Genomic DNA, 15,027 nt, shown 5'->3' with positions numbered 1-15,027 from the left:
CTTATTTTGCCGGCGCCGAGAAGCCGGGCTCGCCCGGACCGGGCGGAATGTCGGGGTTGCCGAACAAGATGCTTTGCGGCTGTTCGTTCAGGGTGCTCATGGTGGTTTTCAGGGCGCGCATCGAGGAACGCGCTTCGCCGCTCAGTTCGATGACTTGCGGCAGCACTTCCAGCGAGACGCCGCTGGCCACCGATTCCACCGAGCGGCCGACGCGCGCCACCGTGCCATTGACGTTGTCGAGCATGCCGCCGGGCGCCTGCAGGTCGGTGCCCAGTTTTTTCCAGGTCTGCGACAGTTCCGTCACATTGTCGCCCGCATCCTTGATGGCGGCGATGCTCTTGCGCGTTTCATCGGTCAGCTGCGGCAATTGCTGCAAGGTTGGCTGCAGCTGCTTCGGAATCTCGCCGAAGGCCTTGGCCGTCTTGCCCACTTCCGTGAAGGCGGCCAGCATGGCTTCCTGGTTATCGGGACTGAGCAGGTTGTTGACCTTGTTCGTGATCTGTTCTGCCTGGTCGAGGATGCGCTTGCCGCGCTTTTCCAGTTGATCGAGCAAGCCCGCCCGCAGCGGAATCAGCGACGGTTTTTCCTTGGTCGTGCCCAGCAGTTTCGAGCCCACGGTTTCATCGTCGAGCTGGATGTAGGCGATGCCCGTCACGCCCTGGTAGCCGAGGGTGGCAAAGGTGGTATTGGTGACCGGGGTGTCGGGCGCGACGCTGATATGCACCAGGATCTGCCCGGCTTTTTGCGTATCGAAGTCGATCGCGTCGACCTTGCCCACTTCCAGGCCGCGGTAGCGCACGGCCGCCTGCGGGTTCAGGCCCGGCACCGACAGGGTGGTGGCCAGCAGGTAGGGCACGCGTTCGACCCGGTCGCGGTTGAACCAGACGCCGAACAAAATGGCGGCAACCAGCAGGGTGAGCGTGAAAAAGCCCGTCAGCAGGGCGTGTGATCTGTTTTCCATTAATTCTCCGCTTTCTTGTCAGTGCCGGGGGCGAGTTCCGGCGGCGCCTCGGCGGCCTGTTTTTCATCGAGGACGGCCAGCGCGCGCTTGCCGCGGTCGCCCAGGAAGAATTGTTTGATGAACGGGTGATCGACCGCGATGACTTCGCGCGTGGTGCCGAGCGCGATCACATGTTTTTCGGCCAGCACGGCGATGCGCGTGGACAGGGCGAACAGGGTGTCGAGGTCGTGCGTGACCATCACCACCGTCAGGCCCAGTTCGCGGTGCAGCGACTGGATCAGGGTGACAAAACTTTCCGACAAGTCCGGGTCCAGGCCGGCCGTGGGCTCGTCGAGAAATAATAACTTCGGTTCCAGCGCCAGGGCACGCGCCAGGGCCACGCGCTTGATCATGCCGCCCGACAGGTCGGACGGCATCTTGAGCGCATGTTCCGGCCCCAGCCCGACCATATTCATTTTCAGCAGCACCGCATCGTGGATCAGGTCTTCGGGCAGCACGCGCAGTTCGCGCATCGGCTGGGCCACATTGTCGAACACGGTCAGCGCCGAATACAGCGCGCCCTGCTGGAACAGCATGCCCCAGTGGTTGCGCAATTGCTGCAGATGGTCGCGGTCGGCCTTGTTGATATCTTCGCCAAACACCTTGACGCAGCCGCGCGACGGGTGTTCCAGGCCCAGCATCTGGCGCAGCAGCACCGTCTTGCCGGTACCGGAGCCGCCGACGATGGAGAGAATCTCGCCGCGTTCGATCTCCAGGTTCAGGTCCTGGTGCACCACGGTGCGGCCGAACTTGGTCCACAGATTGCTGATCTCGACCACCGGCGTATCGCCGTGGAAGTCCAGCTTGCTCTCGCCGTCGTCGCTGTGTGTCAAGCCGCAGCTGACGTTTTCTTCGCTCATCAGTAGCCTACTCCATTGAAAACGATGGCAAACACGGCGTCGGCCAGGATCACCACCGTAATCGCCGTGACCACGGCGGTGGTGGTGCCGCGTCCCAGGCTTTCCGTATTGGCCTTGATGCGCAGGCCGAAGTGGCAGGACACCAGCGCGATCAGCATGCCGAAGATCACGCCCTTGCCCAGGCCTATCATGTAGTTGGCCAGCGGCACGGCGTCCGGCAGCTTCTGGATAAAGTAGCGGGCCGACAGATTCAGTTCCACCTTGGCCGCCACCATGCCGCCGATCAGCGCCGCCGTATCGGTCCAGATCACCAGCAGCGGCATGGAAATGGCCAGGGCCAGCACTTTCGGCATGATCAACCTGAAACCGTGCGAGATGCCCATCACCAGCATGGCGTCCAGTTCTTCGGTCACGCGCATCACGCCCAGCTGGGCCGTGATCGACGAGCCCGAGCGGCCTGCCACCAGAATCGCCGCCAAGAGCGGCCCCAGTTCGCGGATCACGCTCATGCCCAGCAGGTTGACCAGGTAGATATCGCCGCCGAAATTGCGCAGCTGCTGCGCCGACAGATAGGACAGCACCACGCCGATCAGGAAACCCACCAGCGCCGTGATGCCGAGCGCCTGGAAGCCGGCATGGAAGATATTGGCGGAAATTTCGCGCCACGGCCCGCGCAGCGGATGGCGCGCAAAGCGGCCCACGTCCTGCGTGACCTGGCCGATCAGGGCGATAAAACCCTTCAGGTGCTCGAAGAACACCAGGATCGCCATGCCCAGCTTCATGACCAGGGTCAGGCGATGGGCGCGCGACTGCGCCGTCTTCAACGGGCCGGTTTCTTCGATACGCTTGAAAAATTCTTCCTGGCTAGGCGCCAGGGTCAGTTTCGCCGGACGGCTCTTGCCCCAGGCATTCCAGAACAGCTGGGCACCGATATGGTCCATGCTGTCGATCGCAGACAGGTCCCAGCTGACATTGGCGTCATCCTTGAGCGGCTTGAGCTGGGCGTTGATGGCCTTGATCGCGTTGTCCTGCGCCAGCGCGTGCACCTGCCAGGTGCCGCTGGCAGTGACCACGCTCCCCTGCTGGGAGTCGGCTTGGGCTAGCTTCAGTTGGGGCGATTGTAGAGTGGGCATCACGCCAGTTTAAGGGAGAATGGCCCTGACCGCCACAGATGTTCCATTCTCGCGGCCCCGCTGTGTGGGCTGGCGCGCTCTAGGACGCCAAATGGCGGGCCTGGCGCTGCGGCAGGGCGGCGGCCAAAGGAGGCGCTTTGGGCTGTTCGGCGGGGGCGGCATGATGTGCGGCCTTGGCACCGCCCGCATAGTCGCTGGCCACCAGTGCGTTGGCTTCCAGTGCGCTCATGCCGCGCGTTTGCAGCCACTGCGCCACCAGCTTGGCCAGTTTTTCCATGGCGATGCGGTGGGTGGCGTCGGTATGGGCATACAGCCAGTTGGAAAAATCCATGAAGTTCTCGAACGGTGCGTCGCCCAGCATCCATTGCACCGTATTGGCGAAGCGGCCCGAATTGGCCACCAGGTCCCAGTAGCGGGCAAAGCGCACCAGGCGCTGCATGCTCATGAAGTCCAGGTGCTTGTTGGCCAGGATGGTGTACGGCGGATGCGGGTCGAACACCATGCCGAATTGTTCCGTATGGCGGATGATGGGCGTGCCGCGCAGGCGCTTCAGGATGCCGAACTGGATTTCATGCGGCTTCAAGGCCACCAGTTTATTGAAGCCGGCCGCAAAGCTGGCTTCATCTTCGCCCGGCAGTCCGGCGATCAGGTCGACGTGCAGGTGGGCGTTCGATTCCTCGCACAGCCAGCGGATATTGTCGGCCGCCTTTTGATTGTCCTGCCGGCGGCTGACCAAGGCTTGTACCTCGGGATTGAAGCTCTGGATGCCGATCTCGAACTGCAGCGCGCCCGGTGGGAACTTGCTGATGCCCTCTTTCAGTGCATCGGGCAGGTGGTCGGGTACCAGCTCGAAGTGGGCATAGATAGCATCGTCCGGATTCGCTTCGATTTTATCGAGGAAGAACTGCATGATCTTCAGGCTGGTCTTGATATTCAGATTGAAAGTGCGGTCGACGAACTTGAACAGCCGCGCGCCGCGCGCATGCAGCGACTCCATCTCGGCCAGGAAATTGTCGAGCGCGAACGGCCAGGCCGTCTTGTCCAGAGCGGACAGGCAGAACTCGCACTTGAACGGGCAGCCGCGCGACGCTTCCACGTACAAGGTGCGGTGCTTGATGTCGTCGTCTGTATACAAGGAATACGGCGTTTGCAGTTCGGCCAGCGGCGCCTGCACGCCGGCATGGATCTTCATGATGGGTTTCGGGCCGTTGAGGATCTCGCCGCACAGCTTGGGGAAGGTGACGTCGCCCCAGCCCGTGATCAGATAGTCGGCCAGCCTGACGATCTCCTGCTCGCCCGCCTCGTGCGATACCTCGGGGCCACCGAGCACGATGATCACCTCGGGCGCCACGCGCTTGAGCATGGCCACCAGCTTGGTGGTTTCCTCGACGTTCCAGATATACACGCCAAAACCGATGATGCGCGGCTTGTTGACGAGGATGCGTTCGACCAGTTCCGTGGTTTTCGCGCCGATCACGAATTCCTGCAGCCGCGTCTGCGCCTGCAGCGGCCCCATGTTGGCCAGCAGGTAGCGCAAGCCCAGCGAAGCGTGGGTGTAGCGGGCGTTCAGGGTGGAAAGCAGGATGGTCATGGCGGCAGCTGGGATCGGCGAAACCGCTATTTTACCTGTCGTGTCAGCGGTGCGCTGCGGGCGTAAATGCCATGTTACCATTTATCAATAATTACCAACTTGGCAATGCTACGGCAGGGTAGAGGGGATACACGGTGCTGGCGAAAAAAGGTTTCAGTAAAAAAGTCCTGTTCGGATCACTGGCCGGGGTGGCGGTGGTGGCGGCCGCGCTGGTCGGCTACCGGGCGTTTGGCTGGGGCGCGATGGGGCCGGTCAACAGCCTCAAGCTCGACTTGTCCAGGCCCGATGCGCTGGTGCGCACCAAAAGCCTGTCGACCCTGCCGCGCGACCTGCTGACGGTGCCGCTGGCGCGCGACGTGCTGCGCGAGGAATTCCTGTTCTACTACGAGCAGAGCGAAGACCGGCTGGGCCTGAAGGGCAGCCTGCGCCGCATCGCCTATGAACATCAACTGGGCTGGGGCGACCAGCTGCTGCGCATGGTGCTGGACCAGCCGGCCGAAGTGGCCTTGTGGCGCGATGCCGACGGCTCGCTCAAGCATTTTGCCATCGCCGTCTCGCGCAACCAGCTCACGCGCATCCTGGAAGAAGCGGGCAAGGTGGCCTTGAAGGACACGCAGATGAGCGTGGCCGGCAGCCTGCGCGTCGATGGCGACACCGTGCCCGTCTACGCACTCAATTACGCCTGGCAGCGCACCTTGCTGTTCGCCGCTCACGGCCAGCGCCTGGTGATCCTGTCGCATCCCGGCATGCTGTATGGCGGCAGCGAAGGCAAGGACGGCGACGGCACGGCCGAGAAAACCGTCGTCAGCCTGCTGGCGAAAGATGCGGACAAGCAGAACGTGTTTCATCCGCAATTCCATCTCGATAATGCCGCGCCCGAGGGCCACAGCATCGCCGTCAAGGCGGACTTTTTATCGTTCGGCTACCAGCCCTTTTTTGGTGCGCTGGAGGCGCTGCGCTTCGATTTTCAACAAGGCGCCTGGCAGTCGAAGGTGCTGCTCAATGCCGACAAACTGAAAAAAGATGGTGGCTACGACAGCAGCGCCCTGTGGCCGGTGCTGCCGCATGCTCCCAGCGCCTGCTTCAGCGTGCCGGTCGACTGGACCGCCCTGGCCCCGGTGTTGAAGCGCCTCGGCAGCAAGACCCCGGAACCGGTGGCGCCGCTGGCCGAGCACCTGCAAGGCCCCGCCGCCGCCTGCTGGTATGGCAATTCGCGGCTGCATACGCCGGTGTTTGTCGCCACCCGCAAGCCGCAGGCCGGCGACGAGGCTCTGTATGCCAGCCTGTTCGAAGCGGCCATCGGCGGCAAGGACCCGGTGCGCAAGACTGCGGGCAAGGATGGCGCCATCCGGTGGGAGCGCACCATTGCCACGGGCCTGGGGCCGGCCACCGCGGCGCTGGCCGTCGCCGGCAATACCGTCGTTTTCTCGGCCGACGCCAAGCTGGTCGACCAGGTGCTGGCGGTGCGCCGCAAGCAGGCGCCGGCCGCCAGCGACCTGCTGCCCGATGGCGCCCGCACGGTCGGCCTGATCGCGCCGGCCTCGCTGGCAAAACTGATCCAGTTCGAGGCCTTCGATACGCTGCCGGCGAATAACGAACCGGTCCTGCGCGCGGCCGCCAATGAACACCTGGTGCCGCGCCTGGACGCGCTGAAAAAATACCCGCCGCTACGCATGGTGCTCAAACAGCCGCCGGCCAGTGGCACCGCATGGGCACCGCTGGAATGGCAGGAGACGGTGCGATGACGGTGGTGAATGCGCGCCGCGTCGCCTTGCGCTCGCTCGCCGGGTGCGCCGCCATGGTGGCCGCACCCGCGGCTTGGGCTCTGCGCGAACCGGTTGAGGAGCAGGTGCGGCTGTCGCAAGCGCAAAGCCGCGCCTTCCAGGCCTGGATGCTGCGCATCGTGAATGCCCAGATCGAACGGGGACCGTCGCCGCGCTGGATCCACCGCGACTGCGCCGGCCTGGTGCGCTTTGCCGTCAATGAAGCGCTCACCGTGCATGATGCGAAGTGGCTGCACGCGAACGGCATCGCCAGCGACCGGCGCCTGCCGCCCGAACTGGAGCTGGACGCACACCAGGCCGCGCTGCGCAACCGCTGGGTGCAGACGGGCGGCACCGTTGGCCACTTTGTCACGGCGCTGGCGCTGGTGCAGCACAACAGCCGTTTTATCGCCCGCGAGATCAGCCAGGCACTGCCCGGCGACTTGCTGTTTTTCGACCAGGGCGACGAACAACATCTGATGGTCTGGATGGGGGCGCGTATCGCCTACCACACCGGCACCGTCACCCCCGACGACAATGGTCTGCGGACCGTCGATATCAAACAACTCACGACCTGGAAGGACACCCGGTGGCAACCTGTGCCCAACAATCCGAATTTCGCCGGGGTATACCGGCTGGCGTTTTTATCATGAAGCTGCTTTTTGCGAGTTTGCTGGCGTTCGTGCTGATGGCTGGCGCCTCGGCGCAGGAACGCCAGCCAAGCAATTACACGACCTTCAAGGGCGAGCCGTTCTTCCTGCTGTCGGACGCCAGCTACGGCAGCGTCGACGAGGCGCGCGTGCGCCTGGAAGTGCCGGGCCGCGACATGGGGCGCATGAACCTGGAAGCGTATTCGGGCGCCGACATCGTCGTCTACCGCGTGCCCGAACCGATGGAGTTTTTGAAGAAGCAGCGCAATCTGCACCGCATCCAGGTCGAAGGCAATTACCAGGGCGAAGGCCTGGCCAACACCTTGAGCTTTTTGTGGGACAGCTGGTGGAAGCAGTCGCGCCTGGCCTGGCGCAAGCTGTTTTCGGGCGACGCGCGTCTCGCGGTCACGAAGGAACAGCCGCAACTGGCGACCAATGACGCGATCCGCCGGCGCACCGTGTTCGCCAACCATCCGCAGTACAAGCCGATCAAGGGCATGGAGCTGGTCGACAGCTTCCGCTATCCGCTGTGGCAGGCCAAGGCGATCGAACCGCCGAAAGGCGTGAAGCTCGATGGCTCCAGCAGCGAATTCATCGTCGCCGGCGCCGGCAATGTGATGATCCCGCTCGGCAAACGCAAGCCGGGCCTGTACCTGATCGAAGCGATCATCGGCGAGCACCGCGCCACCACCCTGGTGTTCGTGTCGGATACGGTGGCGGTGACCAAGGTTTCGTCCGGCCAGATGCTGGTCTGGACCGCGCGGCGCGACAACAGCGCCGCCGTGGCCGGCGCCAGCGTGGCGTGGACCGACGGCACCGGCGTGCTGCAGTCGGCCACCACCGGCGCCGACGGCGTGGCCTCGCTCGAGCGCGGCAGCCCGGAACACACCTATGTGCTGGGCCAGGACCGCGCCGGCGGCGTGTTCGTGTCCGAGAATTTTTACTATGACAGCGAGATCTACAACACCAAGATCTATGCCGTCACCGACCGGCCCCTGTACCGCCCCGGCGACGAAGTCAACGTGAAGTTTCTGGGCCGCGAATTTACCTCGGCGCGCAACTCGCAGGCCGCCGCCGCGGCGCCCATCAGCTTGAGCGTGCTCAATCCGAACGGCACGCCGCTGCTGACGCAAACGCTGCAGCTGTCTGGCGACACGGGTGCCGAAACGCGCTTCCGCCTGCCCAGGGAAGCCACCGCCGGCGGCTATGAGCTGCGCTTCAATTACAAGGATGGCGTGTATGGCGCGGCCTTCCGCGTGGCCGAGTATGTCAAGCCGCACTTTGAAATCAATGTCCAGCCATCGAAACCCGAATTCAAGACAGGCGAGGCGGTCAAGGGCAGCATCGCGCTGCGCTACCCGGATGGCAAGCCGGTGAAAAACGCGAAGATGACCCTTTCGCTGCGCAGCCAGCAAAACACCATGGTCGAAGGCGAGCTGCGCTACAGTGGCCTGTTCCCGGTGGCCTTGAAAACCGAGGAAGTCGTCAGCGATGGCAGCGGCAATCTGGATTTCACTTTGCCGGCCGCCACCGATCCATCGCGCTATATATTGACGGTGCTGGCGACCGATGGCGCGGCCTACCGCGTCAAGGCGACGCGCGAGCTGATGATCGAACGCTCGATCACCACTTATCAGTTGAAAGCCACGCGCCAGTTTTCCGATCCGGGCCAAGCCGTGCATTTTGATTTGCTGGCAGACGGCCAGGGCGCGGCCAGGCCGGTGCGCTGGGAAATGGTACAGCTGGAGAAACAGACGAAGACCGACGGCGCTTTCGATCCGAACGCCAAGGGCTGGGACGTGACATTCCCCGCATCGGGTTCGTATCAGCTGGCGCTGCGCGACGAGCGCGGCAACCTGCTGGCGGCAGCCAGCCACTGGGTCTCGGGCGACGGCGTGCAGACCACGCCGGGCAGCATCGAGATCGTGCTGGACCGCGCCCGCTATCGTCCCGGCGACACCGCCGAAGCCCTGATCACGTTTTCCGACAAGGTCGACCAGGCGCTGTTTACCCTGGAGCGCGACAAGGTGGAGCAATATGGCTTGATGGCCGGCGCCGCCGACTGGTACCAGGCAAAGCGCGTGGCGCCGCGCCAGTGGCGCGTGCGCATACCCGTCAAGGAGGAACATGGCCCGAACATGACGTTCTCGGTGGCCTACACGCGCAATGGCGACTTCGTGTTCGAGAACGCAGGCCTGCAGGTAATCGAGCCGCGCATCGCGCTCCAATTCAAGGCGGACAAGGAAGTCTACCAGCCCGGCGAAAAAGTCACGCTGGACGTCAAGGCGACCCTGGACGGCAAGCCTTTGAGCACCATGGTGGCGCTGGGCGTGGTCGATGAAATGATCTATGTGCTGCAGCCGGAAATCGCGCCCGAAATCGGCGACTTCTTCTACCATCCGCGCCGCAACAATGTGCGCACCACGGCCAGCCTGTCCTTTATCAGCTACGACATGGCGCAGGGCCGCACCGCCGGCGCACCGGCCCGCCACAATTACAACGAGCGTGGCGTGAAGGTGCTGGAACGTCCGCGCCGCGACAATATCGATACCGCCTACTGGGCGCCGTCGCTGAAAACCGACGCGAATGGCAATGCGCGCGTGAGTTTCACCATGCCTGATGCGCTGACCCGCTGGCGGATTACCGGCCGCGCGATGGATGACCAGGGGCGCGTGGGCCAGCGCACCGGCTATCTGCGTTCCGATAAAAACTTCTATGCCAAATGGACCGCGCCCGACTGGATGCGCGCCGGCGACGCGCCGCGCGCCTCGGTGGCGGTGTTCAACCAGACCGGCAAGGAGCAGGCGCTGGACGTCACTTTGACAGGCGGCGCGCAGCCAAAAACGGAAAAACTGTCGGCCAAACCGGGCGTCAACTATGTCGAATTCCCGCTTGCCGCAGGCAGCGGACCGCTGCGCCTGGAGCTGAAGCAGAACGGCAAAGTGGTCGATGCGCTGGACACGGCCATGCAAACCCTGCCCGCCGCCTGGAGCAGCCCGCGCTCGCTGGTGCTGCCGTTGGATGGCGCCACAGGTGAACTGGCGCTCAAGCTGCCGGCCGACGCGCGAAATATCCGCGTGGCGTTTGCGCAGGGAGCGGCCAGCCAGTTCGCGCGCATCGCCGACGACCTGATCGATTACCCGTATGGCTGCGTCGAGCAGACGGCCAGCCGCCTGATTCCGCTGGCGCTGGCCACCCAAAGCCTGGGCCCGGACGCCGGCGCGCCATACGAGCGCCTGCAGGCGACCCTGACCGCGCAGCGTTTGCGGCTGGTGTCGATGGCCGGCCCGAAAGCCGTCTTCGGCTGGTGGGGCAATGCCACCGCCGGCAATGCGCTGATGACGGCTTACGCCTATTACGCCGACTGGTACGCCTCGCGCGCGCTGCGCATCGAGCTGCCGGCCGAGCACTGGAACAAGCTGCTGGCGGTCTACAGCGAAAGCGGCTTGAAGGACCCGCTGGGCGACCGCGCGCTGGTGCTGTGGATGGCGCACGAGATGGGTTTGCCGACGCAGACGCTGGCCTCGGGCCTGGTCGACGACAGCGCGATTGCCACCCTGGGCGGCAAGCCGCGCCAGCCTGGCGACAGCGGCAGCCTGCTGCTGGGCGGCGCCGCTGACCGCGAAGCGCAGGCGATGAGCCTGGGCCTGGTGGCGCTGGTCGCCGCGCAGAACGGCATCGCCTTGCCGCACTCGCTGCAGCTGCAAGTGGCCAGCGCCTGGCAGGTCTTGCGCGAGTCGAAAGCGCCGGTGGCGCAGGCCTTGCTGATGCTGGCCGGCGAAGTGCCTGCGACCCAGGCCGAGGCGGTGCTGGCCAGCGTGCGCGCCGAGATGCCGACCCTGGACCGCGCGATGACCTTGATGTGGGTGCAGAAGAAACTGGGCGGCGTAGCATTCGGCAAGGGGCCGGCCGTCACGCTGGACGGCGCATGGCAGAAACGCGACAGCCGCAGTGGGCAAGCGGTGTGGCGCTGGACGGACGCCAAGGCAGTGCCTGATAAATTGCGTCTCTCGGCCTCGACGCCGGCGCCGGCGGGCACGGTGGCCGTGGTGCAGTACGACAGCCACGCCGCCGAAACGCAGACATTGCCGGTCACCGTCGAGCGGCGCATCCTGCGTATGAAGGCGGGCAAGGGCGGCTATACGACAGAGCTGGTCAAGCCGGGTGAAGCACTGAGCACGGACGCGCTGTATCTCGATGAAATCACCCTGAAAGCGGCGCCGGGCACGAAACACCGCTTTGGCCTGCTGGAAGTGGCGCTTCCGCCCGGCGCGATGGTCGAGTCCACCACCTGGGGCATGGTGATGGCGGGCGACAAGCCGGTGGCGCTGGAACGCGCGCGCCACACCGAACGGCGCGATGGCTATGCCGTGCCGGTCGAGCCGTTGGAAGGCGACGTCACCGTGCGCCATCTGATCCGCTTTGCGCAGAAGGGCAGTTATGTGCTGCCGCCGGCGCGCTTTTACCGCATGTACCAGCCGGAGCAGAAGGCCTTCGAGGGCGGCGGCAAGTCCACGCGCGCGCTGAAGGTCGAGTGATGCGCTTTGCACGTCCAGCCTTGATGCTTGCCACCTTGCTGGCCGCGCCTGCGTGGGCGGCTTCGCTGGATATGGCCTGGTGGCGCGACGGCAAGCTGGAAGTGCGCCAGCTGCGCCAGGGCGGCGCCGCGCCGCCGCCGTTCGACGGCGCGCGGCAGGTGCCGCTGGCCAGCCTGTGGAAGCTGTTCGTGTATGTCTACGCCAGCGACAGCAAGGTGGCGATGCCGGACTACCGCTGCGGCGGCCGTGATCCGGAAGAAGTGTATTGCTGCGACGCGGGCCAGAGCATAGGCCACGACGCGGCGCTGGCGCAGTCCTGCGGCCTGTTTTTCTCGCCCAAGCGCCTGATGATCACCGCCGCGCCGTGGCGCAAATACTGGACCGGCCGCCTGGGTGGTGCGCCCGCGGGCGACTTTGCCTGGCTGGCGGATCCGGCCCAGCTGGTACCAAAGCGCACGGTGCGCCTGGACAGCCTGCTGCGGGCGCTGGGCAGCATCCCGGCCGCCAGCCGCCAGGACGCCGAAGCGGCGCTGCTGCGGGTGGTGCTCGATGGACGCGGTGCAGGTACGGCGCGCTGGTTCGGCAGCCAACTGCGCGTCAAGACCTATTCCTGGCATCAGGCGAGTGGCCGCATCGGCGGCGCGGCCGGCTGGCTGGCCGACGGCACGCCGATCTGGTTTGGCGGCGCGGGCGGCAGCAGCAATGTGTTCGAACAGTGGGCGCCCAGACTGGCCGCCAGCTTGCCGCCGGTGGGCGCGGCCGACGATGGCGGCTGCGTGGTGGTCGATTACTTCCAGCGCTATCCTATCCGCGCCGTGCGTGGCGAGCGCGGTATTGCCGCACCCGGGCCGCTCAATGGCCGCTACCATGTGCGCTTTGAAAATGGCCAGAACCTGGCCTTGCGCAGCAGCGGCGAACTGATGCTGGTACAGGACAAGGGTGGCCGCCCCCAATTGCGCGGCCGCTTCGGCGTCAATGAATATGTGGCGCGCGTGCTCGACCGCGAAGCGAATGCTGGCGAGCCGGAAGCGGCCAAGGCGCTGGCGATCGCCGCGCGCACGTATCTGCAGCAGAACGCGGTGACGGTGGCCGGCTGCCAGCAGATCGCCGACAGCAGCGCCACCCAGCGCGTCAGTCCCAGCCCGGCCACGCCGGCGGCGCTGGCGATCGCGCGCTGGACCGACCAATTGATCGTCGATGGCGTCACCGTGCGCTATCACAGCACCACGCCGTCCGAGGGCACGATGGCGTGGACGGAAGCGGTGCGGCAGGCCAGGCAAGGCAAGCACTATGACGAGTTGCTGGCGGCCGCCTACCCGGGCGGCGCGCTGAGCACCTTTGGCAATACCGGCGCGCGCTGCCAGCGCCTGGCGCAGAACGAAGACTGGCTGGCCCGGTCCGTGCCACGCTGGCGGCGCGTGCTGCTGCGCGAGGCCGGCTACGAGGCGCCGCCGCAAGCGCCACTGGTGTGCGCATTGCAGAGCGGCGCGCCGTATTCCGAGCAGTCGCGCAACCGCATCTACATGCGGTCACTGGCCACGCGCGAAGACCGCATCACCCTGGCCCATGAATACCTGCATCTGGGCCTGCGCAACCATCCGCGCGGCCAGGATGAAGACTATGTCGAGCAACTGGCGCGCCGGCTGGTCGACCTGAACCTGGAGGCGATGTGAATTACTGCGTCCTGATATTGAGTGGCGTCGTGCTGGCGCAGGCCGCGCCTTGTGCGCTGGCCGCCGACAAGAGCATGAGCACCCCGTTTGGGGGCTGGAATCGCGCGGGACTGACCGACAAGTCCGATGAGCTGGCGGTCAATTATCCTTATTCGCTGGTCGATCGCGGCGCACAGCGTGGCCGGCGCATGATAGCGGGCGAGCTGGAAAAACTGGGGAAAACGCGGGCGGTCCACAAGCTGGTGGTCAATGGCAATCCGACGCCGCTGTATACAGATGACGATGGCCGCTACGCGCGCGCCTACTCCTTCGGTTCCGGCTCGAACAGCATCGAGATCCGCTCGCCCGATGGCAAGCCGGTCAAGCGCGTGCAGTTTTACGAAGCGGACCGCAGCCGGCCGCAGCCCATGATCCGCATTATCGCCGCATGGGACGATAGCCAGGCCGAGGTCGACCTGCATGTGGTCACGCCCGATGGCCAGCATGCGTTCTGGTCGCATCCGACCTTGACCAATGGTGGCGGGCTTGACGCCGACACCGTCGACGGGCCGGGGCCGGAAAACTTCATGATGACCTCGCCGATGCGCGGGCTGTACCAGGTGTGGATTAATTACTGGGGCAATTTCAGCGGCGATGGCTATCACTTCGACGAGAAAACGCGCCAGCGGCCCGTCATTACCAGCCGCATCACGCTGGTGTTCAACGAAAACACGGCGCGCGAGCGGCGCGAGGAGTTTGTCGTGCCCTTGCGCGGTATCGGCGAGCTTACGCTGGTCAAGACTTTCAAGTACTGAGATGATGAAAACACTGCCGATTTCCTTGCTGTTGCTGCCGCTGTGGGCGCAGGCCCAGGTCACCATCGACGCGCCCAAAAGCGGCTGGCGCAATTCGGCCGGCGCGCAAGAAGAATACACGCAAGCCGTCAACTACCCCGCCGCCTCGGTCAACCTGCAGCCGGGCCAGGGCGAGACGGCGCAGATACGAGGGCGCATCGCGGGCGCCGGCAAGGGCAAGCCCGCCACGCTGGTGGTCAACGGCGTGGCCATGCCGATGGAAGTGGGCGAGAACGGCGCTTATGGCCGCCCGTATGGCTTCGGCAGTGGCTCGAACAGCGTCGAAGTGCGCTCGCCGGACGGCAGGAGCCGCGCACGCACCCAGTTTGTCGACAGCTACCAGGGCAAGACCCAGGCGCGCCTGCGCATCGTGCTGTCCTGGGACAGCGCCGGCACCGACCTCGATCTGCACGTGGTCACGCCCGACGGTGGCCATGCCTGGTACGGCAATCGCGTGCTGAAAGATGGCGGCGCGCTGGACGTGGACGTGACTACCGGCTATGGCCCGGAAATCTTTTCCAGTGCGGCCCCCGTCAAGGGCAACTATCACGTCTATGTCAATTACTACGGCAGCGGCGAGAACACCTCGGTGCTGACGGTGGCCCGCCTGTCGGTGATCACCAATGAGGGCACGCCGCGCGAAAAGCTGCAGAGCTTCCAGGTGCCGATGCGGGCCGCCGGCGAGCTGACCTTGGTGAAATCTTTCGTCCTCCCATAAATGACCCTTGCGCAGCTGCTTTTGCTTGGCTATAATTCGCCCCCTCGCTGAACGACGCATGCAAATGCTGAGTGAAGTGGGGGAAAAAGAAGGTTGACGAAATGCTGAAAAAGCTTCATACTCTTCCTTCTTCGCAGATGACAGACACAACGCTTTGTCGATAGCGCGAATCGCAGAAATGCGGCAGTACGGAATACCGTTCTTTAACAATTAACAGTCGATAAGTGTGGGCATTTGATGAAGTGCAGCGTTGATCTTCGGATTGACG

At 64.7% G+C, this 15,027-nt stretch carries 10 protein-coding genes; 6 read left to right on the top strand and 4 right to left on the bottom strand.

Features of this window, described 5'->3' with window-relative positions; translation table 11 throughout:
• Position 1: 1 nt before the first annotated feature.
• The 4 genes from ACP7B7_RS20635 to ACP7B7_RS20620 all read right to left on the bottom strand — a co-directional run bounded on the left by ACP7B7_RS20635 (position 2) and on the right by ACP7B7_RS20620 (position 4,584).
• Complete coding sequence (locus tag ACP7B7_RS20635) at positions 2–961, bottom strand: MlaD family protein (protein ID WP_426077915.1); 960 nt, start codon at positions 959–961, stop codon at positions 2–4.
• On the bottom strand, positions 961–1,860 hold the full coding sequence (locus ACP7B7_RS20630) for an ABC transporter ATP-binding protein (protein ID WP_426077914.1): 900 nt from the start codon (positions 1,858–1,860) through the stop codon (positions 961–963). Before ACP7B7_RS20630 ends, ACP7B7_RS20635 begins: the two co-directional genes overlap by 1 nt.
• Complete coding sequence (locus tag ACP7B7_RS20625; RefSeq protein WP_308922958.1) at positions 1,860–2,993, bottom strand: MlaE family ABC transporter permease; 1,134 nt, start codon at positions 2,991–2,993, stop codon at positions 1,860–1,862. The genes ACP7B7_RS20630 and ACP7B7_RS20625 overlap by 1 nt, the downstream gene beginning before the upstream one ends.
• Positions 2,994–3,072: 79 nt before the next feature.
• Complete coding sequence (locus ACP7B7_RS20620) at positions 3,073–4,584, bottom strand: DUF4080 domain-containing protein (protein ID WP_426077913.1); 1,512 nt, start codon at positions 4,582–4,584, stop codon at positions 3,073–3,075.
• A 134-nt stretch (positions 4,585–4,718) separates the two neighbouring features.
• Here ACP7B7_RS20620 and ACP7B7_RS20615 point away from each other — a divergent pair, with 134 nt between their 5' ends.
• The 6 genes from ACP7B7_RS20615 to ACP7B7_RS20590 are packed head-to-tail and all read left to right on the top strand — an operon-like array spanning position 4,719 to position 14,759.
• Positions 4,719–6,329 carry a DUF2138 family protein gene (locus ACP7B7_RS20615; protein ID WP_426077912.1) on the top strand — a complete coding sequence of 537 codons (1,611 nt, stop codon included), beginning with the start codon at positions 4,719–4,721 and terminating at the stop codon, positions 6,327–6,329.
• Complete coding sequence (locus tag ACP7B7_RS20610) at positions 6,326–7,000, top strand: DUF1175 family protein (RefSeq protein ID WP_426077911.1); 675 nt, start codon at positions 6,326–6,328, stop codon at positions 6,998–7,000. The genes ACP7B7_RS20615 and ACP7B7_RS20610 overlap by 4 nt, the downstream gene beginning before the upstream one ends.
• Positions 6,997–11,535 (top strand): alpha-2-macroglobulin family protein, encoded by a 4,539-nt coding sequence (locus ACP7B7_RS20605; RefSeq protein ID WP_426077910.1) that lies wholly within the window; start codon positions 6,997–6,999, stop codon positions 11,533–11,535. Before ACP7B7_RS20610 ends, ACP7B7_RS20605 begins: the two co-directional genes overlap by 4 nt.
• Complete coding sequence (locus tag ACP7B7_RS20600) at positions 11,535–13,208, top strand: DUF2300 domain-containing protein (protein ID WP_426077909.1); 1,674 nt, start codon at positions 11,535–11,537, stop codon at positions 13,206–13,208. The genes ACP7B7_RS20605 and ACP7B7_RS20600 overlap by 1 nt, the downstream gene beginning before the upstream one ends.
• Positions 13,205–14,002, top strand: a complete 798-nt coding sequence (locus ACP7B7_RS20595) for a YfaP family protein (RefSeq protein WP_426077908.1) — start codon at positions 13,205–13,207, stop codon at positions 14,000–14,002. The genes ACP7B7_RS20600 and ACP7B7_RS20595 overlap by 4 nt, the downstream gene beginning before the upstream one ends.
• A gap of 1 nt (position 14,003) precedes the next feature.
• Positions 14,004–14,759 carry a YfaP family protein gene (locus ACP7B7_RS20590; RefSeq protein WP_426077907.1) on the top strand — a complete coding sequence of 252 codons (756 nt, stop codon included), beginning with the start codon at positions 14,004–14,006 and terminating at the stop codon, positions 14,757–14,759.
• The last annotated feature ends 268 nt before the right edge of the window (positions 14,760–15,027 follow it).

Source organism: Janthinobacterium sp. PSPC3-1, assembly GCF_049896105.1.
GTDB lineage: Bacteria > Pseudomonadota > Gammaproteobacteria > Burkholderiales > Burkholderiaceae_D > Janthinobacterium.
The sequence above is the reverse complement of the archived record's forward strand: the minus strand, read 5'-3'. Positions and strand labels throughout refer to the sequence as shown.

Coding starts and splice junctions, on each gene's coding strand:
- ACP7B7_RS20590 (WP_426077907.1), top strand. CDS start 14,004: ATGATGAAAACACTGCCGATTTCCTTGCTGTTGCTGCCGCTGTGGGCG.
- ACP7B7_RS20610 (WP_426077911.1), top strand. CDS start 6,326: ATGACGGTGGTGAATGCGCGCCGCGTCGCCTTGCGCTCGCTCGCCGGG.
- ACP7B7_RS20630 (WP_426077914.1), bottom strand. CDS start 1,860: ATGAGCGAAGAAAACGTCAGCTGCGGCTTGACACACAGCGACGACGGC.
- ACP7B7_RS20625 (WP_308922958.1), bottom strand. CDS start 2,993: ATGCCCACTCTACAATCGCCCCAACTGAAGCTAGCCCAAGCCGACTCC.
- ACP7B7_RS20605 (WP_426077910.1), top strand. CDS start 6,997: ATGAAGCTGCTTTTTGCGAGTTTGCTGGCGTTCGTGCTGATGGCTGGC.
- ACP7B7_RS20620 (WP_426077913.1), bottom strand. CDS start 4,584: ATGACCATCCTGCTTTCCACCCTGAACGCCCGCTACACCCACGCTTCG.
- ACP7B7_RS20635 (WP_426077915.1), bottom strand. CDS start 961: ATGGAAAACAGATCACACGCCCTGCTGACGGGCTTTTTCACGCTCACC.
- ACP7B7_RS20600 (WP_426077909.1), top strand. CDS start 11,535: ATGCGCTTTGCACGTCCAGCCTTGATGCTTGCCACCTTGCTGGCCGCG.